This is a genomic window from Bacillus sp. LJBS06 (assembly GCF_016924995.1).
Taxonomy (GTDB): domain Bacteria; phylum Bacillota; class Bacilli; order Bacillales; family Bacillaceae; genus Bacillus; species Bacillus stercoris.
In genome coordinates, this window is sequence record NZ_CP070483.1 from 147,565 (window position 1) to 167,801 (window position 20,237).

17 protein-coding genes, 6 tRNA genes and 4 rRNA genes are annotated in these 20,237 nt (G+C 45.7%); 25 read left to right on the forward strand and 2 right to left on the reverse strand.

Features of this window, described 5'->3' with window-relative positions; genetic code table 11:
- Positions 1-9: 9 nt before the first annotated feature.
- The 14 genes from rpsM to salA all read left to right on the forward strand — a co-directional run bounded on the left by rpsM (position 10) and on the right by salA (position 10,504).
- On the forward strand, positions 10-375 hold the full coding sequence (rpsM, locus tag JQX68_RS00855; protein WP_003235095.1) for a 30S ribosomal protein S13: 366 nt from the start codon (positions 10-12) through the stop codon (positions 373-375).
- 20 nt (positions 376-395) lie between these two features.
- Positions 396-791: a 30S ribosomal protein S11 gene (gene rpsK, locus JQX68_RS00860; RefSeq protein ID WP_009966385.1), complete on the forward strand. Its 396-nt coding sequence runs from the start codon at positions 396-398 to the stop codon at positions 789-791.
- Positions 792-967: 176 nt separating this feature from the next.
- Positions 968-1,912: a DNA-directed RNA polymerase subunit alpha gene (locus JQX68_RS00865; RefSeq protein ID WP_003225835.1), complete on the forward strand. Its 945-nt coding sequence runs from the start codon at positions 968-970 to the stop codon at positions 1,910-1,912.
- A gap of 77 nt (positions 1,913-1,989) precedes the next feature.
- The gene (gene rplQ / locus JQX68_RS00870; RefSeq protein ID WP_003225836.1) at positions 1,990-2,352 is read left to right on the forward strand and encodes a 50S ribosomal protein L17; all 363 of its coding nucleotides are present in this window, start codon (positions 1,990-1,992) and stop codon (positions 2,350-2,352) included.
- Between the two features lie 127 nt (positions 2,353-2,479).
- Positions 2,480-3,325, forward strand: a complete 846-nt coding sequence (locus JQX68_RS00875; protein WP_147773085.1) for an energy-coupling factor ABC transporter ATP-binding protein — start codon at positions 2,480-2,482, stop codon at positions 3,323-3,325.
- Positions 3,301-4,170 (forward strand): energy-coupling factor ABC transporter ATP-binding protein, encoded by an 870-nt coding sequence (locus tag JQX68_RS00880; protein WP_147773086.1) that lies wholly within the window; start codon positions 3,301-3,303, stop codon positions 4,168-4,170. The genes JQX68_RS00875 and JQX68_RS00880 overlap by 25 nt, the downstream gene beginning before the upstream one ends.
- Positions 4,167-4,964: an energy-coupling factor transporter transmembrane component T family protein gene (locus JQX68_RS00885; RefSeq protein ID WP_095432289.1), complete on the forward strand. Its 798-nt coding sequence runs from the start codon at positions 4,167-4,169 to the stop codon at positions 4,962-4,964. The genes JQX68_RS00880 and JQX68_RS00885 overlap by 4 nt, the downstream gene beginning before the upstream one ends.
- Before the next feature lie 9 nt (positions 4,965-4,973).
- Entirely contained in the window at positions 4,974-5,717 is a 744-nt protein-coding gene (gene truA / locus JQX68_RS00890) for a tRNA pseudouridine(38-40) synthase TruA (protein ID WP_014662541.1), read from the forward strand.
- Between the two features lie 161 nt (positions 5,718-5,878).
- Positions 5,879-6,316: a 50S ribosomal protein L13 gene (gene rplM, locus JQX68_RS00895; RefSeq protein WP_003241966.1), complete on the forward strand. Its 438-nt coding sequence runs from the start codon at positions 5,879-5,881 to the stop codon at positions 6,314-6,316.
- Positions 6,317-6,336: 20 nt separating this feature from the next.
- Entirely contained in the window at positions 6,337-6,729 is a 393-nt protein-coding gene (gene rpsI, locus JQX68_RS00900; protein WP_004399691.1) for a 30S ribosomal protein S9, read from the forward strand.
- 453 nt (positions 6,730-7,182) lie between these two features.
- Positions 7,183-7,950, forward strand: coding sequence for a class I SAM-dependent methyltransferase (locus JQX68_RS00905; protein ID WP_147773087.1), 768 nt, complete (start codon positions 7,183-7,185; stop codon positions 7,948-7,950).
- Positions 7,951-8,134: 184 nt separating this feature from the next.
- The gene (locus JQX68_RS00910) at positions 8,135-8,578 is read left to right on the forward strand and encodes a YbaK family protein (protein ID WP_014662543.1); all 444 of its coding nucleotides are present in this window, start codon (positions 8,135-8,137) and stop codon (positions 8,576-8,578) included.
- A 59-nt stretch (positions 8,579-8,637) separates the two neighbouring features.
- Positions 8,638-9,351, forward strand: a complete 714-nt coding sequence (gene cwlD / locus JQX68_RS00915) for an N-acetylmuramoyl-L-alanine amidase CwlD (protein WP_014662544.1) — start codon at positions 8,638-8,640, stop codon at positions 9,349-9,351.
- A 94-nt stretch (positions 9,352-9,445) separates the two neighbouring features.
- On the forward strand, positions 9,446-10,504 hold the full coding sequence (gene salA / locus JQX68_RS00920; protein ID WP_014662545.1) for an iron-sulfur carrier protein/transcriptional regulator SalA: 1,059 nt from the start codon (positions 9,446-9,448) through the stop codon (positions 10,502-10,504).
- A 36-nt stretch (positions 10,505-10,540) separates the two neighbouring features.
- On the opposite strand, the gene gerD is transcribed toward salA, so the two are convergent.
- Positions 10,541-11,098: a spore germination lipoprotein GerD gene (gene gerD / locus JQX68_RS00925; protein WP_014662546.1), complete on the reverse strand. Its 558-nt coding sequence runs from the start codon at positions 11,096-11,098 to the stop codon at positions 10,541-10,543.
- 109 nt (positions 11,099-11,207) lie between these two features.
- Between gerD and kbaA the strand changes: the two genes are divergently transcribed.
- Positions 11,208-11,804, forward strand: coding sequence for a KinB-signaling pathway activation protein (gene kbaA / locus JQX68_RS00930; protein WP_041521235.1), 597 nt, complete (start codon positions 11,208-11,210; stop codon positions 11,802-11,804).
- Here the strand turns inward: kbaA and pdaB are convergent, their stop codons facing one another.
- Complete coding sequence (gene pdaB, locus JQX68_RS00935) at positions 11,805-12,569, reverse strand: polysaccharide deacetylase family sporulation protein PdaB (protein WP_015252978.1); 765 nt, start codon at positions 12,567-12,569, stop codon at positions 11,805-11,807. It lies immediately after the preceding gene.
- Between the two features lie 351 nt (positions 12,570-12,920).
- On the opposite strand from pdaB, the gene JQX68_RS00940 reads away from it, so the two are divergent.
- From JQX68_RS00940 to JQX68_RS00985, 10 genes are all read left to right on the forward strand, one after another.
- A 16S ribosomal RNA gene (locus tag JQX68_RS00940) occupies positions 12,921-14,469 on the forward strand.
- A gap of 170 nt (positions 14,470-14,639) precedes the next feature.
- Positions 14,640-17,567 (forward strand): 23S ribosomal RNA (locus tag JQX68_RS00945).
- A 133-nt stretch (positions 17,568-17,700) separates the two neighbouring features.
- Positions 17,701-17,816: ribosomal RNA gene (gene rrf / locus JQX68_RS00950) — 5S ribosomal RNA — on the forward strand.
- Positions 17,817-17,861: 45 nt separating this feature from the next.
- A tRNA-Asn gene (locus tag JQX68_RS00955) sits at positions 17,862-17,936 on the forward strand.
- 2 nt (positions 17,937-17,938) lie between these two features.
- Positions 17,939-18,011, forward strand: a tRNA-Thr gene (locus JQX68_RS00960).
- A 61-nt stretch (positions 18,012-18,072) separates the two neighbouring features.
- A tRNA-Gly gene (locus JQX68_RS00965) sits at positions 18,073-18,147 on the forward strand.
- A gap of 31 nt (positions 18,148-18,178) precedes the next feature.
- A tRNA-Arg gene (locus JQX68_RS00970) sits at positions 18,179-18,255 on the forward strand.
- A 27-nt stretch (positions 18,256-18,282) separates the two neighbouring features.
- A tRNA-Pro gene (locus JQX68_RS00975) sits at positions 18,283-18,359 on the forward strand.
- A gap of 7 nt (positions 18,360-18,366) precedes the next feature.
- Positions 18,367-18,442, forward strand: a tRNA-Ala gene (locus JQX68_RS00980).
- 172 nt (positions 18,443-18,614) lie between these two features.
- Positions 18,615-20,164 (forward strand): 16S ribosomal RNA (locus tag JQX68_RS00985).
- The 16S, 23S and 5S rRNA genes sit together here with 6 tRNA genes alongside, the layout of an rRNA operon.
- Positions 20,165-20,237 lie beyond the last annotated feature (73 nt).

Sequence of the window (20,237 nt, forward strand, 5' to 3'; positions counted from 1 at the left end):
GCCCAGAGAATGGCTCGTATTGCTGGTGTAGATATCCCACGTGACAAACGTGTTGTTATTTCTTTAACATACATCTTCGGAATTGGCCGCACAACGGCTCAGCAAGTTTTAAAAGAAGCTGGAGTTTCAGAAGATACTCGTGTGCGCGATCTTACTGAAGAAGAACTTGGTAAAATCCGTGATATTATTGACAAACTGAAAGTAGAAGGTGACCTTCGCCGTGAAGTTTCTCTTAATATCAAACGTCTGATCGAAATCGGAAGCTACCGCGGAATCCGTCATCGCAGAGGATTACCTGTTCGCGGACAAAACTCTAAAAACAACGCGCGTACTCGTAAAGGTCCGCGTCGTACTGTAGCTAACAAGAAAAAATAAGTAAGGGAGGTTCTTAAACAATGGCTGCTGCTCGTAAATCTAACACGCGTAAACGTCGCGTGAAAAAGAATATTGAGTCTGGAATTGCTCATATTCGTTCAACTTTCAATAACACGATCGTTACGATCACTGACACTCATGGTAATGCTATTTCTTGGTCTAGTGCCGGAGCTTTAGGATTCAGAGGTTCTCGTAAATCTACTCCTTTTGCTGCGCAAATGGCTGCAGAAACAGCTGCTAAAGGTTCAATCGAACATGGTCTTAAAACTCTAGAGGTTACTGTTAAAGGACCTGGTTCAGGCCGTGAAGCTGCAATCCGTGCACTTCAAGCTGCTGGACTAGAAGTCACTGCTATCAGAGACGTAACTCCTGTTCCTCATAACGGATGCCGTCCACCAAAACGTCGCCGCGTGTAATTTGTTTGTATAGATTTTGTGTCCCTGTCAATAATGGGTTATGATACAGTTATTTATGAAACGAATGCACCGACTCGTTGCCTGAGCACATACGGGACTAAACAATGGGGAATTTCGGATGGAATCTCATATGATTCTATTCGAGGTTTCGACGTTTTGAAGGAGGGTTTTAAGTAATGATCGAGATTGAAAAACCAAAAATCGAAACGGTTGAAATCAGCGACGATGCCAAATTTGGTAAGTTTGTCGTAGAGCCACTTGAGCGTGGATATGGTACAACTCTGGGTAACTCCTTACGTCGTATCCTCTTATCCTCACTCCCTGGTGCCGCTGTAACATCAATCCAGATAGATGGTGTACTGCACGAATTCTCGACAATTGAAGGCGTTGTGGAAGATGTTACAACGATTATCTTACACATTAAAAAGCTTGCATTGAAAATCTACTCTGATGAAGAGAAGACGCTAGAAATTGATGTACAGGGTGAAGGAACTGTAACGGCAGCTGATATTACACACGATAGTGATGTAGAGATCTTAAATCCTGATCTTCATATCGCGACTCTTGGTGAGAATGCGAGTTTCCGAGTTCGCCTTACTGCTCAAAGAGGACGTGGGTATACGCCTGCTGACGCAAACAAGAGAGACGATCAGCCAATCGGCGTGATTCCGATCGATTCTATCTATACGCCAGTTTCTCGTGTATCTTATCAGGTAGAGAACACTCGTGTAGGCCAAGTTGCAAACTATGATAAACTTACACTTGATGTTTGGACTGATGGAAGCACTGGACCGAAAGAAGCAATTGCGCTTGGTTCAAAGATTTTAACTGAACACCTTAATATATTCGTTGGTTTAACTGACGAAGCTCAACATGCTGAAATCATGGTTGAAAAAGAAGAAGATCAAAAAGAGAAAGTTCTTGAAATGACAATTGAAGAATTGGATCTTTCTGTTCGTTCTTACAACTGCTTAAAGCGTGCGGGTATTAACACGGTTCAAGAGCTTGCGAACAAGACGGAAGAAGATATGATGAAAGTTCGGAATCTAGGACGCAAATCACTTGAAGAAGTGAAAGCGAAACTAGAAGAACTTGGACTCGGACTTCGCAAAGACGATTGACTAGTTTCCCTTGTGAACTAGGATTTTCGTGTGTTTATTATTCAGAAACAGCATTCCAATAAAGGAGGGGACATCACATGTCATACAGAAAACTAGGACGTACGAGTGCACAGCGTAAAGCTATGCTTCGTGATCTTACAACTGATTTGATCATCAACGAAAGAATCGAAACAACTGAAACACGTGCGAAAGAACTTCGCTCTGTAGTTGAAAAAATGATCACGCTTGGCAAACGCGGTGATCTTCACGCTCGCCGTCAAGCTGCTGCATACATCCGCAACGAGGTTGCAAACGAAGAAAATAACCAAGATGCACTTCAAAAATTATTCTCTGACATTGCAACTCGTTACGAGGAGCGCCAAGGCGGATACACACGTATTATGAAGCTTGGTCCTCGCCGTGGTGACGGAGCACCAATGGCAATTATCGAATTGGTTTAATCACATATTTTTGTGTGTCTAAAGAAGGGCGGGACAGTTTCTAACTGGATCTATGCCCTTTTTTTAGATACTGCAACTTTTTATATAGAGACAAGCAGAGCATTAGCTGAGAGGAGGCCGGTTTTCCATGAATCAGAATCAGTTGATATCGGTAGAGGATATCGTATTTCGATATCGGAAGGACGCAGAAAGACGAGCACTAGACGGCGTCTCCCTGCAGGTGTATGAGGGTGAATGGCTTGCAATTGTAGGTCATAACGGTTCAGGGAAATCAACACTGGCACGGGCATTGAATGGTTTAATTCTTCCTGAATCAGGCGACATTGAGGTTGCCGGGATTCAATTGACAGAGGAATCAGTTTGGGAAGTGCGTAAGAAGATAGGTATGGTCTTTCAAAATCCGGATAACCAATTTGTCGGAACGACTGTTCGCGATGATGTGGCTTTTGGTTTAGAAAACAATGGTGTACCGCGGGAAGAAATGATTGAGAGAGTAGACTGGGCAGTAAAACAGGTAAATATGCAAGATTTTCTCGATCAAGAGCCGCACCATCTCTCCGGAGGCCAAAAGCAGAGAGTTGCGATTGCGGGAGTTATTGCCGCACGTCCTGATATTATTATCTTAGATGAAGCAACATCCATGCTTGATCCGATCGGGCGAGAAGAAGTGCTTGAAACGGTAAGACATTTAAAAGAACAGGGCATGGCGACTGTCATATCCATTACACATGATCTGAATGAGGCAGCAAAAGCAGACAGGATCATTGTCATGAATGGCGGTAAAAAATATGCTGAAGGGTCGCCTGAAGAGATTTTTAAATTGAATAAAGAACTTGTTCAAATCGGGCTTGATTTACCCTTCTCATTCCAGCTTAGCCAGCTTTTAAGAGAAAATGGACTGGCTTTGGAAGAAAACCATTTGACTCAGGAAGGGCTGGTGAAAGAGCTATGGACATTACAATCAAAGATGTAGAGCATCGCTATCAGATGAAGACGCCGTTCGAGCGCCTGGCACTGTATGATATCAATGCATCGATTAAAGAAGGAAGCTACGTAGCCGTTATCGGACATACAGGCTCTGGCAAGTCCACTCTTCTTCAGCACTTAAATGGTCTCCTGAAGCCGACGAAGGGACAGCTATCACTAGGCAGCACTGTCATTCAGGCAGGGAAAAAGAATAAAGAGCTGAAAAAACTTCGTAAAAAAGTCGGAATCGTTTTCCAATTTCCTGAGCATCAATTATTCGAAGAAACAGTTCTTAAAGATATATCGTTCGGACCGATGAACTTTGGGGTTAAAAAAGAGGATGCTGAACAAAAAGCGAGGGAGATGCTGAAGCTTGTAGGTTTATCAGAAGAGCTTCTGGACAGATCCCCTTTTGAATTAAGCGGCGGACAAATGCGCAGAGTTGCAATTGCAGGCGTACTTGCAATGGATCCTGAGGTGCTTGTTCTGGATGAACCGACTGCAGGATTGGACCCAAGAGGGCGAAAAGAGATTATGGACATGTTTTATGAGCTTCATCAACGTGGGAACCTGACGACGATCCTTGTGACACACAGCATGGAGGATGCAGCTGCATACGCTGATGAAATGATTGTTATGCATAAAGGAACGATACAAGCATCAGGCAGTCCGCGTGAACTGTTTTTAAAGGGTGAAGAGATGGCTGGATGGGGGCTGGATCTTCCGGAAACGATAAAATTCCAAAGACATCTTGAAGCTGCACTGGGTGTGAAATTTAATGAGCCTATGCTCACAATTGAAGATGCCGCAGCTGAAATCCGTGCTCTTTTTCAGGGGGAGAAGACCATATGATGGACAGCATGATTATCGGCAAGTATGTACCGGGCTCCTCACTTGTGCACCGGCTTGACCCCAGAACAAAGCTTATCACAATCTTTTTATTTGTCTGCATCGTATTCTTGGCCAATAATGTGCAGACATATGCGCTGCTTGGTTTATTTACAGTTGGCGTCGTTTCTTTAACAAGAGTTCCTTTCTCTTTTTTAATGAAAGGGCTGAAGCCTATCATCTGGATTGTCCTCTTTACGTTCCTTCTTCACATTTTTATGACACATGAAGGACCGGTTATCTTTCAAATAGGTTTTTTCAAAGTTTATGAGGGCGGACTGGTTCAGGGGATATTCATTTCCCTTAGATTCGTCTATCTGATTTTAATCACCACCTTATTAACGCTTACGACAACACCGATTGAGATTACCGATGGAATGGAGCAGCTGCTGAATCCATTGAAAAAATTAAAGCTTCCTGTCCACGAGCTGGCCCTAATGATGTCCATTTCTTTGCGGTTTATTCCGACGCTGATGGAGGAAACAGATAAGATCATGAAGGCTCAGATGGCGCGAGGCGTTGATTTTACAAGCGGACCTGTTAAAGATAGGGTGAAGGCTATTGTTCCGCTTCTTGTCCCCCTTTTCGTCAGTGCTTTTAAACGTGCTGAAGAGCTTGCGGTGGCAATGGAAGCAAGAGGCTATCAGGGCGGAGAAGGACGAACGAAATATAGAAAGCTTGTATGGACAGGAAAAGACACTTCTGTCATTGCCAGCTTGATGATATTAGCTGCTTTGTTATTTTTCTTAAGGGCTTAGAGGTGCTGTATGAGACTGAAATGCACGATTTCTTATGACGGACATTTGTTTAACGGTTATCAGGTTCAGCCGGGCAAAAGAACGGTTCAGGATGAACTTGAGAAGGCTTTGGCTGTCCTGCATAAGTCAAAAGAAAGAATTCCTGTCGTTTCGTCTGGAAGAACAGATAGCGGGGTTCACGCAGCCGGACAGGTGATTCATTTTGACACTCCGCTGGCTATTCCGGCGGAAAGGTGGCCTTATGCCTTAAATGCACTGCTTCCGGACGATATCGCAGTCAAACAGGCAGAAATTACGGATGATGGGTTCCATGCACGATTTAGCGCAGTCAAAAAAGAATATCGCTATTTTGTATACACGGAGAAACACCCGGACGTATTTAAACGGCATTACGCTTACCATTTTTCATATCGCCTTAATGTGCAGGACATGAGAGAAGCGGCAAAGCATCTTATAGGGACACATGATTTTACGAGCTTTTGCGCGGCTAAAACAGAAGTGCAGGACAAGGTAAGAACGATTTACGAGCTTGATTGGACTGAGACGGATGACGGCCTGCAAATGCGGATCACAGGCAGCGGTTTCTTATATAATATGGTCAGAATTATTGTCGGTACTTTGCTTGATGCAGGTATTGGAAAAATTTCTCCCGATGATGTGAAATCCATGCTGGAAGCGAAGGATCGCGAAGCGGCAGGACGCACAGCACCGGGGCACGGGCTATATTTATGGAACGTTTACTATGACAACTAAACCAGGTGTATAATATTTTCTTGACAGAGTCTGCATAAAGTTATAAGATATCATATGGTATGTATTTCAACCCCACGATAAGCCCCGGAACTTATTGTGTTGTGAAATAGAACGTAATCGAAGTTTATTGAAAATGACAGATCATTTAGGAGGGAAATTCAATGCGTACAACACCTATGGCTAACGCAAGTACTATTGAACGCAAGTGGTTAGTTGTTGATGCTGCTGGCAAGACTTTAGGTCGTCTTTCTTCAGAAGTTGCAGCTATCCTTCGCGGAAAACACAAACCAACTTACACACCACACGTTGATACTGGAGATCATGTGATCATCATCAACGCTGAAAAAATCGAGTTAACTGGTAAAAAGTTAACTGACAAAATCTACTACCGTCACACTCAACATCCAGGCGGATTAAAATCAAGAACTGCTCTTGAAATGCGTACAAACTACCCTGAGAAAATGCTTGAGCTTGCTATCAAAGGCATGCTTCCAAAAGGTTCTCTAGGTCGTCAAATGTTCAAAAAATTGAACGTATACCGTGGTTCTGAGCATCCACACGAAGCACAAAAACCTGAAGTTTACGAACTTCGCGGTTAATTAAAAAGGAGGTTACCAATTTGGCACAGGTTCAATATTACGGTACTGGCCGTCGTAAAAGCTCTGTAGCGCGTGTGCGTTTAGTTCCAGGAGAAGGCCGTATCGTCGTTAATAATCGTGAAATCAGCGAACACATCCCATCTGCAGCTTTAATCGAAGATATCAAACAACCATTAACTTTGACTGAAACAGCTGGCACTTATGATGTTTTAGTAAACGTACATGGAGGCGGCTTATCTGGTCAAGCTGGAGCAATCCGTCACGGTATCGCTCGTGCATTGCTTGAAGCAGATCCAGAATACCGTACAACTCTTAAACGTGCAGGTCTTCTGACTCGTGACGCTCGTATGAAAGAACGTAAAAAATACGGTCTTAAAGGCGCTCGTCGTGCACCTCAGTTCTCAAAACGTTAATTTTGCGTTTTCAAAAAAGCTCTCGACCTTGTGTTGGGAGCTTTTTTCTTTTATTAGTTCCGCAACAATAAATGGACGAATAACGTTTATAAACAAATTGCTTGCTTATAAACGGTCTCACTTGTAATAATCATAATATCTTTCATTTCATAATCATTAGAAATGTGGTCATTGTTTATAATCGTTACGTCGCCAGCTCAGCCCATTCTATCCCTGTCACTCATCCGTTAAAGTTACTGCTGATTCTCATCTATTTCTTAGCCCAGAGGAACAATAGCTCTTTGCTAATGACATTATTTAAAGAAGTAAGTATAAATGTAATGACGTAAATCACATATCTCCTTTGTGATTTTTTTGCGTTTTTATGAACTTTTTTCTAAATATGCAAAGGGAAAGCGTTATCAATCTAGAAATATTTGTTATACTCTATACATTAAAGTAAGGAGAAGATTCATGAATGCGTTAGTAGCTCATAATAGCAAAGCCTGGGATAAAAAAGTAGAAACAGGCAATGAATGGACTGTTGCTGTTGATCAGCAGGTTATCGAACAAGCGAAAAAAGGCAATTGGGATATAAGAGTAACACCAATGAAAGATGTACCGAAGGATTGGTTTCCGCCTGTCAAAGGTCTGAAAATACTCTGTTTAGCATCAGGCGGCGGCCAGCAAGGTCCAATTTTGGCAGCTGCGGGGGCGGATGTCACCGTATTAGATAACTCCGAAAAACAGCTGAATCAGGATAGAATGGTTGCTGAGCGAGATGGTCTCACAATACACACTGTCAAAGGAAGCATGGATGATCTCAGTGTATTTAATAACGAATCATTTGATATCATTGTACATCCTGTTGCCAATGTTTTTGTTGAGAATGTCCTCCCGGTCTGGATGGAAGCACACCGTGTATTGAAAAGAAATGGCGTATTAATCTCAGGGTTTGTCAATCCTGTCGTATTTCTGTTTGATGTAGAATTAGAACAGCAAGGTATTTTAAAAGTAAAGCACTCCATTCCATATGCAGACCCAGAAGATCTTCCGAAACATAAAGTGAAAAAACTAATCGATAATAATGAGGCTCTGGAATTCGGCCATTCCTTAGAAGACCAAATCAAAGGCCAAATAGATGCCGGTTTTATCGTCGCTGGTTTTTATGAAGATAAAGGCGGGTTTGTGTTAGATCAATATATCCATACATATTCTGCAACAAGAAGCGTGAAAGTATGAAAAGCAGCGACCTGTCAGAGGGGCTGCTTTTTTTATAACTAATTACAGAACGTTTGTTCCATACCCTTCAGAAAGCTGCCTTTTTATCGATTCACACCTTCATTTGGGCGAATTTCCAACCGAATTCGGGCATTGTTTCATCATCCAAACCCCAAAATAATCGGTAAAAGGAGAGTGAATTTATATGGCAGAAGTACTGTCTTTTATGGATGTGAAACGGCAAAAGGATTTTGAATTAGAAAAGAACTTGCTCAAAGAACTCTCTCTGAGACAAATTATCCAGTCTGTTAAGGATTGTTTGGAACCATTATTCCCTTTTTTACATGATGAACGAGATATAATTAGCGAAGGCTGTATTGATTTTGCGATTGAAGCCTATTTGTTAGGCGGACGTTTTGGGATATTCGGCTATTACGGAGAATCCATGCAAAGTATCAGTGCCCGCTCTGCAAGAGAAGAAGAAGAGCTTCGAATGGAGTTTTTTGATTATCTCTATAATTGGATACACGAGCAATACGCAACATTTGATAAAAACACTGTTTATGAAGCGGCACGCAAGTTCATTAAAGATTGGTGGACAGCAGGGTTTGTTCAAAGAGAAAAACAGTGTAAGCTTCGCATGCGGTAATCATATTTCCCGGCCCTGTCCCATAGTTATGTAATAACGGACAAGCGGGAGGGGAAGGGATGAGGAAAAAGCTTAAATGGCTCAGTTTTTTGCTAGGCTTCATCGTATTACTATTTCTGTTCAAGTATCAGTTCAGCAATAATGATTCTTGGAAGCCGTGGAGCCTGCCCTTGAGCGGGAAAATCATTTACCTAGATCCAGGGCATGGCGGGCCTGACGGCGGAGCAGTCGGCGGAAAGCTGTTAGAGAAGGATGTTACCCTGGAAGTCGCGTTTAGAGTCAGGGATTATCTACAAGAACAAGGAGCGCTTGTGATCATGACCAGAGAAAGTGATACTGATCTCGCTCCTGAAGGAACGAAGGGTTATAGCAGACGTAAAGCGGAAGACCTAAGACAGCGGGTCAAATTAATAAATCATTCAGAGGCAGAGCTCTATATCAGCATTCATCTCAATGCGATTCCGTCGCAAAAATGGAGCGGAGCCCAAAGCTTTTATTACGGAAAATATGCGGAAAATGAAAAAGTCGCAAAATACATTCAGGATGAGCTGAGAAGAAACCTTGAAAACACGACCCGGAAAGCAAAGCGTATTCATGGTATCTACTTAATGCAAAACGTCACTAAACCGGGAGCGCTTATAGAAGTCGGATTTTTATCCAATCCAAGTGAAGCAACGCTGCTCGGTAAACCGAAATATCAAGATAAAGTGGCATCTTCCATATATAAAGGCATTTTGCGATATTTCACAGAAAAAGGAGACCCTCCGGAATAAGGAGGGTTTACTTGCAGTTCTAAGCATAAGACACCCGCCATTTATGTATGATATAATAATAATTGTAAACGAATACACAAAAGGGTGAGGTTCGATGATAAGAGAAGATGAAGTAAGAAAACTAGTCGGAGAAATGCGCGAACCTTTTCTTCAAAGACCTCTGGGAGAATTGGATGCCGTTAAGGAAATTAAAATAAAGCCTGAAAAACGGCATGTCAGTGTAAAAATCGCTCTTGCAAAAACAGGAACTGCAGAACAAATGCAGATTCAGCAAGAGATCGTAAACGCATTAAAAGGGGCAGGAGCTGAGACGGTCGGCCTTCGATTTGAAGAGCTGCCTGAAGAAACGGTTGCTAAATTCCGAGCGCCGTCAGCTGAGAAAAAAACATTATTAAATATGGATAACCCGCCAGTCTTTCTTGCTGTAGCAAGCGGAAAAGGCGGCGTAGGCAAGTCAACTGTGTCAGTAAACCTAGCTATTTCTTTGGCTCGCCTTGGGAAAAAGGTCGGTTTAATTGATGCAGATATTTATGGCTTCAGTGTACCGGATATGATGGGTATCACTGTGCGTCCAACGGTTGAGGGAGAGAAACTTCTTCCTGTTGAGCGCTTCGGAGTAAAGGTCATGTCAATGGGCTTTTTCGTAGAAGAAAATGCTCCGGTCGTATGGAGAGGGCCGATGCTTGGCAAAATGCTGAATAACTTTTTCCACGAAGTAGAGTGGGGAGAAGTAGACTATATCGTTCTTGATCTTCCGCCTGGTACAGGGGACGTTGCTCTCGATGTACATACAATGCTTCCGAGCTGCAAAGAAGTCATCGTATCGACGCCGCATCCGACAGCTGCTTTTGTCGCGGCCAGAGCGGGCTCTATGGCGATTAAAACCGATCATGAGGTCGTAGGGGTCATAGAGAACATGGCCTATTATGAAAGTGCAAAGACAGGGGAAAGAGAATATGTCTTTGGTAAAGGCGGGGGAGATAAACTGGCTGAGGAACTAAATGTACCTTTGCTGGGCAGAATCCCATTGAAGCAGCCCGATTGGGATAAGGACCAATTTGCGCCGTCTGTTTATGACGAAAATCATCCCATCGGAGAAATATATCAAGACATCGCAAAAAAAATAGATGCAAAAATGTCAGTGCAAGTATAAAAAAGTGAACCGGGATTCCAGATCCCGGCTTTCCCTTTATTCACTTTCTTTGGCAGTGTCTTTTGCTGCTTTTTTCAGTTCATCTTCGAACTGTTTTTTGTAAAGCGGACTAGAAAGTGTTTCGTTAATAACCTCTTCTAAATAACTGCGGAATTCTTGGCTTTTTGCCAGCTGACTGTACTTTTTATCCATACCAGGATCCTGCATAACGTTCATCAGCATCTTTTGGTAATCTGGATCCTTCATCAGCTTTTTAATCACCTTTTCATGCTCTGTCTGAAGAGTTTTGGCAAAGCCCTCAGCAAAATCAGTGTCTTCAAAGATGTTTTTCCAAAATTCTTCGCCTTTTTTAGATGTGAGTGTTTTTTCTATTGTTCCTTTAATCGCATCTTGGTCAATCACCAGCGCTTCATTCATGGCATCATCATTTAATAATTCCTTAATGGCTTTTTTTCCATCATCAGTTTTTAATATATCAACAACCATTTTTTTGGTCTGATCATAGTCCATATCCGCTGCTTGGTCTTTTGGAGCGCAAGCTGTTACAGATAATAACAAAAAACAGCTTATCAATAGCGTTTTGGCTTTTGACATGCTTAAGCTCCTTTCACATACTTGTCTTACCTTTAATATGATTCATCTGTTAGGAATTATACATAACAAAATATCGCTGTTCGCGATTTTTGAGGGGATGAATAAAGAAATGAAAAGCCGTGGTTTAGTTCGTTTTTTCTTTTCTATTTTAGCTGTCGGAGCGCTTATCACGAGTATTGTGGGTTTTGCTTTAAAATGGGGAGAATACAGAGGGCTGTTTCTAACATTTGAAGCGGGACAGATTTTCTCTGTTTTATTTTGGTTTATCGGTGTAGGCATGATTTTCAGTGTGATCAGCCAAATGGGGTTTTTCGTGTTTTTAACAGTTCATCGGTTTGCGCTTGAGATATTAAGATCCTCATCTTTATGGAATTTGCTTCAGTTGTTTTTCATCCTGTTTGTTGCTTTTGATTTAATGTACGTGCGTTTTTTGTTTTTTGGAGAAAGTGGAGATTCAATGGCTGGCTATGCGTGGTTACCATTGTTTTTATTGATCTTTGGAGTAATTACAGCTTATTTAAAGCAAAAGCAGTCCTCTAAGAAAACATTTGTGTCATCGTTGTTTTTGATGGTTGTGATTACCGCTTTAGAATGGTTCCCTGCATTAAGAGTAAATGATGAGGACTGGCTTTATTTAATGCTATTTCCGTTAATGGCGTGTAATGCCTTCCAATTGTTGATGCTGCCTAAGTTTGCAGAGAAGTAATTACTTTACCTCTGCGGATTTGGCATCAGAATTTGCGATGAGATCACCCACGGTTACATTTTTTAATCCTTTTTCTTTCAGCTGATGTATGATATCAGGCAACGCTTCTTCTGTTTGTTTTGCCGAATCGGAGGCATGTAAGAGAATAATGTCTCCCCCGGACACTTGCTTGGTCACATTGTCGATGATTTTTTCAACTCCGGGATTTGTCCAGTCTTGAGAGTTCACACTGTAATGAACAACTGTATAATTGTATTGCTTTGCGACCTTTAGAACATTCTTATTGAATTGGCCGGTAGGAGGTCGTAATAGCTGGATGTCTTTGACTCCTAACTTTTCAAATGCTGTTTGCGCGCGATTTATGTCCTTTTTTATTTCGCTGCTCTCTAAATTGGCATAGTTTTTATAAGCATAGCCCATGCTCCCGATTTGATGGCCATCCTTTACGATACGGGCCACTGTGTCGGGATGCCGTTCTGCCCAAGAAGCTGAAAGGAAAAACGTCGCATTTTTAATCCCGTTTGCTTTCAGAGTATTAAGTATAGGTTCTGCTCTCTCATCACCCCAGCTGATATCGAAAGTAAGTGAAATATCTTTAGAGTCTGTTTCTCCTTTATAAATGGCTTTAGGCCCGGTGTCAGTTGAAAACACGGGGAGCGGGACAGCTCTTTGGATATAAAAAAAGCTGGCTGCTGCAAATGCGGCGATAAGTATAATAATTAATTGTTTCACCCGTTTAATATGCCACACATAGAAGTGATTCACTGATGATGCCTCCTTATCTTGTCCATCATTCTTGTTTTACATCTTATGAGCATGGCCAATTGAATATAACCGATAAAATGTTTCTTTACATATAGCCTAAATTGGTTGTTGACCTTTTGATAATATCCGTGGTATATTATTATTCGTCGCTGAGAAACAGCTGACATCAACTAAAAGCTTCATTAAATACTTTGAAAAAGGTTGTTGACTTAAAAGAGGCTAAATGTTATAGTAATAAAGCTGCTTCGTTAAGTGGCTATAATGATCTTTGAAAACTAAACAAGACAAAACGTACCTGTTAATTCATTTTTTATAAATCGCACAGCGATGTGCGTAGTCAGTCAAACTACTTTATCGGAGAGTTTGATCCTGGCTCAGGACGAACGCTGGCGGCGTGCCTAATACATGCAAGTCGAGCGGACAGATGGGAGCTTGCTCCCTGATGTTAGCGGCGGACGGGTGAGTAACACGTGGGTAACCTGCCTGTAAGACTGGGATAACTCCGGGAAACCGGGGCTAATACCGGATGCTTGTTTGAACCGCATGGTTCAAACATAAAAGGTGGCTTCGGCTACCACTTACAGATGGACCCGCGGCGCATTAGCTAGTTGGTGAGGTAATGGCTCACCAAGGCGACGATGCGTAGCCGACCTGAGAGGGTGATCGGCCACACTGGGACTGAGACACGGCCCAGACTCCTACGGGAGGCAGCAGTAGGGAATCTTCCGCAATGGACGAAAGTCTGACGGAGCAACGCCGCGTGAGTGATGAAGGTTTTCGGATCGTAAAGCTCTGTTGTTAGGGAAGAACAAGTACCGTTCAAATAGGGCGGTACCTTGACGGTACCTAACCAGAAAGCCACGGCTAACTACGTGCCAGCAGCCGCGGTAATACGTAGGTGGCAAGCGTTGTCCGGAATTATTGGGCGTAAAGGGCTCGCAGGCGGTTTCTTAAGTCTGATGTGAAAGCCCCCGGCTCAACCGGGGAGGGTCATTGGAAACTGGGGAACTTGAGTGCAGAAGAGGAGAGTGGAATTCCACGTGTAGCGGTGAAATGCGTAGAGATGTGGAGGAACACCAGTGGCGAAGGCGACTCTCTGGTCTGTAACTGACGCTGAGGAGCGAAAGCGTGGGGAGCGAACAGGATTAGATACCCTGGTAGTCCACGCCGTAAACGATGAGTGCTAAGTGTTAGGGGTTTCCGCCCCTTAGTGCTGCAGCTAACGCATTAAGCACTCCGCCTGGGGAGTACGGTCGCAAGACTGAAACTCAAAGGAATTGACGGGGGCCCGCACAAGCGGTGGAGCATGTGGTTTAATTCGAAGCAACGCGAAGAACCTTACCAGGTCTTGACATCCTCTGACAATCCTAGAGATAGGACGTCCCCTTCGGGGGCAGAGTGACAGGTGGTGCATGGTTGTCGTCAGCTCGTGTCGTGAGATGTTGGGTTAAGTCCCGCAACGAGCGCAACCCTTGATCTTAGTTGCCAGCATTCAGTTGGGCACTCTAAGGTGACTGCCGGTGACAAACCGGAGGAAGGTGGGGATGACGTCAAATCATCATGCCCCTTATGACCTGGGCTACACACGTGCTACAATGGACAGAACAAAGGGCAGCGAAACCGCGAGGTTAAGCCAATCCCACAAATCTGTTCTCAGTTCGGATCGCAGTCTGCAACTCGACTGCGTGAAGCTGGAATCGCTAGTAATCGCGGATCAGCATGCCGCGGTGAATACGTTCCCGGGCCTTGTACACACCGCCCGTCACACCACGAGAGTTTGTAACACCCGAAGTCGGTGAGGTAACCTTTTAGGAGCCAGCCGCCGAAGGTGGGACAGATGATTGGGGTGAAGTCGTAACAAGGTAGCCGTATCGGAAGGTGCGGCTGGATCACCTCCTTTCTAAGGATATTATACGGAATATAAGACCTTGGGTCTTATAAACAGAACGTTCCCTGTCTTGTTTAGTTTTGAAGGATCATTCCTTCGAAACGTGTTCTTTGAAAACTAGATAACAGTAGACATCACATTCAATTAGTAATACAAGATATCACATAGTGATTCTTTTTAACGGTTAAGTTAGAAAGGGCGCACGGTGGATGCCTTGGCACTAGGAGCCGATGAAGGACGGGACGAACACCGATATGCTTCGGGGAGCTGTAAGCAAGCTTTGATCCGGAGATTTCCGAATGGGGAAACCCACCACTCGTAATGGAGTGGTATCCATATCTGAATTCATAGGATATGAGAAGGCAGACCCGGGGAACTGAAACATCTAAGTACCCGGAGGAAGAGAAAGCAAATGCGATTCCCTGAGTAGCGGCGAGCGAAACGGGATTAGCCCAAACCAAGAGGCTTGCCTCTTGGGGTTGTAGGACACTCTGTACGGAGTTACAAAGGAACGAGGTAGATGAAGAGGCCTGGAAAGGCCCGCCATAGGAGGTAACAGCCCTGTAATCAAAACTTCGTTCTCTCCTGAGTGGATCCTGAGTACGGCGGAACACGTGAAATTCCGTCGGAATCCGGGAGGACCATCTCCCAAGGCTAAATACTCCCTAGTGACCGATAGTGAACCAGTACCGTGAGGGAAAGGTGAAAAGCACCCCGGAAGGGGAGTGAAAGAGATCCTGAAACCGTGTGCCTACAAGTAGTCAGAGCCCGTTAACGGGTGATGGCGTGCCTTTTGTAGAATGAACCGGCGAGTTACGATCCCGTGCAAGGTTAAGCAGAAGATGCGGAGCCGCAGCGAAAGCGAGTCTGAATAGGGCGCATGAGTACGTGGTCGTAGACCCGAAACCAGGTGATCTACCCATGTCCAGGGTGAAGTTCAGGTAACACTGAATGGAGGCCCGAACCCACGCACGTTGAAAAGTGCGGGGATGAGGTGTGGGTAGGGGTGAAATGCCAATCGAACCTGGAGATAGCTGGTTCTCTCCGAAATAGCTTTAGGGCTAGCCTCAAGGTAAGAGTCTTGGAGGTAGAGCACTGATTGGACTAGGGGCCCCTACCGGGTTACCGAATTCAGTCAAACTCCGAATGCCAATGACTTATCCTTGGGAGTCAGACTGCGAGTGATAAGATCCGTAGTCGAAAGGGAAACAGCCCAGACCGCCAGCTAAGGTCCCAAAGTATACGTTAAGTGGAAAAGGATGTGGAGTTGCTTAGACAACCAGGATGTTGGCTTAGAAGCAGCCACCATTTAAAGAGTGCGTAATAGCTCACTGGTCGAGTGACTCTGCGCCGAAAATGTACCGGGGCTAAACGTATCACCGAAGCTGCGGACTGTTCTTCGAACAGTGGTAGGAGAGCGTTCTAAGGGCTGTGAAGCCAGACCGGAAGGACTGGTGGAGCGCTTAGAAGTGAGAATGCCGGTATGAGTAGCGAAAGAGGGGTGAGAATCCCCTCCACCGAATGCCTAAGGTTTCCTGAGGAAGGCTCGTCCGCTCAGGGTTAGTCGGGACCTAAGCCGAGGCCGAAAGGCGTAGGCGATGGACAACAGGTTGATATTCCTGTACCACCTCCTCACCATTTGAGCAATGGGGGGACGCAGGAGGATAGGGTAAGCGCGGTATTGGATATCCGCGTCCAAGCAGTTAGGCTGGGAAATAGGCAAATCCGTTTCCCATAAGGCTGAGCTGTGATGGCGAGCGAAATATAGTAGCGAAGTTCCTGATTCCACACTGCCAAGAAAAGCCTCTAGCGAGGTGAGAGGTGCCCGTACCGCAAACCGACACAGGTAGGCGAGGAGAGAATCCTAAGGTGATCGAGAGAACTCTCGTTAAGGAACTCGGCAAAATGACCCCGTAACTTCGGGAGAAGGGGTGCTCTGTTAGGGTGCAAGCCCGAGAGAGCCGCAGTGAATAGGCCCAGGCGACTGTTTAGCAAAAACACAGGTCTCTGCGAAGCCGTAAGGCGAAGTATAGGGGCTGACGCCTGCCCGGTGCTGGAAGGTTAAGAGGAGCGCTTAGCGTAAGCGAAGGTGCGAATTGAAGCCCCAGTAAACGGCGGCCGTAACTATAACGGTCCTAAGGTAGCGAAATTCCTTGTCGGGTAAGTTCCGACCCGCACGAAAGGCGCAACGATCTGGGCACTGTCTCAACGAGAGACTCGGTGAAATTATAGTACCTGTGAAGATGCAGGTTACCCGCGACAGGACGGAAAGACCCCGTGGAGCTTTACTGCAGCCTGATATTGAATGTTGGTACAGCTTGTACAGGATAGGTAGGAGCCTTGGAAACCGGAGCGCCAGCTTCGGTGGAGGCATCGGTGGGATACTACCCTGGCTGTATTGACCTTCTAACCCGCCGCCCTTATCGGGCGGGGAGACAGTGTCAGGTGGGCAGTTTGACTGGGGCGGTCGCCTCCTAAAAGGTAACGGAGGCGCCCAAAGGTTCCCTCAGAATGGTTGGAAATCATTCGCAGAGTGTAAAGGCACAAGGGAGCTTGACTGCGAGACCTACAAGTCGAGCAGGGACGAAAGTCGGGCTTAGTGATCCGGTGGTTCCGCATGGAAGGGCCATCGCTCAACGGATAAAAGCTACCCCGGGGATAACAGGCTTATCTCCCCCAAGAGTCCACATCGACGGGGAGGTTTGGCACCTCGATGTCGGCTCATCGCATCCTGGGGCTGTAGTCGGTCCCAAGGGTTGGGCTGTTCGCCCATTAAAGCGGTACGCGAGCTGGGTTCAGAACGTCGTGAGACAGTTCGGTCCCTATCCGTCGCGGGCGCAGGAAATTTGAGAGGAGCTGTCCTTAGTACGAGAGGACCGGGATGGACGCACCGCTGGTGTACCAGTTGTTCTGCCAAGGGCATCGCTGGGTAGCTATGTGCGGACGGGATAAGTGCTGAAAGCATCTAAGCATGAAGCCCCCCTCAAGATGAGATTTCCCATTCCGCAAGGAAGTAAGATCCCTGAAAGATGATCAGGTTGATAGGTCTGAGGTGGAAGTGTGGCGACACATGGAGCTGACAGATACTAATCGATCGAGGACTTAACCACATTTTGAATGATGTCACACCTGTTATCTAGTTTTGAGAGAACACCTCTCTAAAGGCGGAAAGGCAAGGAAACTCCGCTAAGGGCTCTCACATCCTGTGAGAAACGCCCAGTACCTTCATCCTGAAGGCATTTGTTTGGTGGCGATAGCGAAGAGGTCACACCCGTTCCCATACCGAACACGGAAGTTAAGCTCTTCAGCGCCGATGGTAGTCGGGGGTTTCCCCCTGTGAGAGTAGGACGCCGCCAAGCAGATTTATTATTTCTACCATGTTTGTTTATGAAGCTTTATATTATTCCGCAGTAGCTCAGTGGTAGAGCTATCGGCTGTTAACCGATCGGTCGTAGGTTCGAATCCTACCTGCGGAGCCATTGCTTCCATAGCTCAGCAGGTAGAGCACTTCCATGGTAAGGAAGAGGTCAGCGGTTCGAGCCCGCTTGGAAGCTTTATTAAATGTATTATTACTAAGGTTTCTCAAAAAGGAGAAAGCTTTTTTTATTGCGACATGCGGAAGTAGTTCAGTGGTAGAACACCACCTTGCCAAGGTGGGGGTCGCGGGTTCGAATCCCGTCTTCCGCTCCATTTATCCCAACGGGATATTATAAATTTAATTGCGCCCGTAGCTCAATTGGATAGAGCGTTTGACTACGGATCAAAAGGTTAGGGGTTCGACTCCTCTCGGGCGCGCCATATCTCTTAATAGAATAGATAGGAAATCGGGAAGTAGCTCAGCTTGGTAGAGCACATGGTTTGGGACCATGGGGTCGCAGGTTCGAATCCTGTCTTCCCGACCATTTTCATGGGGCCTTAGCTCAGCTGGGAGAGCGCCTGCTTTGCACGCAGGAGGTCAGCGGTTCGATCCCGCTAGGCTCCACCAAAAGTTTTAAAAAAAGTTGTTGACTTTGAAGAAGCGACATTGTATACTAATAAAGTTGCTTTAACAAAGCAGACAAACAAAATGATCTTTGAAAACTAAACAAGACAAAACGTACCTGTTAATTCATTTTTTTATAAATCGCACAGCGATGTGCGTAGTCAGTCAAACTACTTTATCGGAGAGTTTGATCCTGGCTCAGGACGAACGCTGGCGGCGTGCCTAATACATGCAAGTCGAGCGGACAGATGGGAGCTTGCTCCCTGATGTTAGCGGCGGACGGGTGAGTAACACGTGGGTAACCTGCCTGTAAGACTGGGATAACTCCGGGAAACCGGGGCTAATACCGGATGCTTGTTTGAACCGCATGGTTCAAACATAAAAGGTGGCTTCGGCTACCACTTACAGATGGACCCGCGGCGCATTAGCTAGTTGGTGAGGTAATGGCTCACCAAGGCGACGATGCGTAGCCGACCTGAGAGGGTGATCGGCCACACTGGGACTGAGACACGGCCCAGACTCCTACGGGAGGCAGCAGTAGGGAATCTTCCGCAATGGACGAAAGTCTGACGGAGCAACGCCGCGTGAGTGATGAAGGTTTTCGGATCGTAAAGCTCTGTTGTTAGGGAAGAACAAGTATCGTTCGAATAGGGCGGTACCTTGACGGTACCTAACCAGAAAGCCACGGCTAACTACGTGCCAGCAGCCGCGGTAATACGTAGGTGGCAAGCGTTGTCCGGAATTATTGGGCGTAAAGGGCTCGCAGGCGGTTTCTTAAGTCTGATGTGAAAGCCCCCGGCTCAACCGGGGAGGGTCATTGGAAACTGGGGAACTTGAGTGCAGAAGAGGAGAGTGGAATTCCACGTGTAGCGGTGAAATGCGTAGAGATGTGGAGGAACACCAGTGGCGAAGGCGACTCTCTGGTCTGTAACTGACGCTGAGGAGCGAAAGCGTGGGGAGCGAACAGGATTAGATACCCTGGTAGTCCACGCTGTAAACGATGAGTGCTAAGTGTTAGGGGGTTTCCGCCCCTTAGTGCTGCAGCTAACGCATTAAGCACTCCGCCTGGGGAGTACGGTCGCAAGACTGAAACTCAAAGGAATTGACGGGGGCCCGCACAAGCGGTGGAGCATGTGGTTTAATTCGAAGCAACGCGAAGAACCTTACCAGGTCTTGACATCCTCTGACAATCCTAGAGATAGGACGTCCCCTTCGGGGGCAGAGTGACAGGTGGTGCATGGTTGTCGTCAGCTCGTGTCGTGAGATGTTGGGTTAAGTCCCGCAACGAGCGCAACCCTTGATCTTAGTTGCCAGCATTCAGTTGGGCACTCTAAGGTGACTGCCGGTGACAAACCGGAGGAAGGTGGGGATGACGTCAAATCATCATGCCCCTTATGACCTGGGCTACACACGTGCTACAATGGACAGAACAAAGGGCAGCGAAACCGCGAGGTTAAGCCAATCCCACAAATCTGTTCTCAGTTCGGATCGCAGTCTGCAACTCGACTGCGTGAAGCTGGAATCGCTAGTAATCGCGGATCAGCATGCCGCGGTGAATACGTTCCCGGGCCTTGTACACACCGCCCGTCACACCACGAGAGTTTGTAACACCCGAAGTCGGTGAGGTAACCTTTTAGGAGCCAGCCGCCGAAGGTGGGACAGATGATTGGGGTGAAGTCGTAACAAGGTAGCCGTATCGGAAGGTGCGGCTGGATCACCTCCTTTCTAAGGATATTTACGGAATATAAGACCTTGGGTCTTATAAACAGAACGTTCCCTGTCTTGTTTAGTTTTGAAG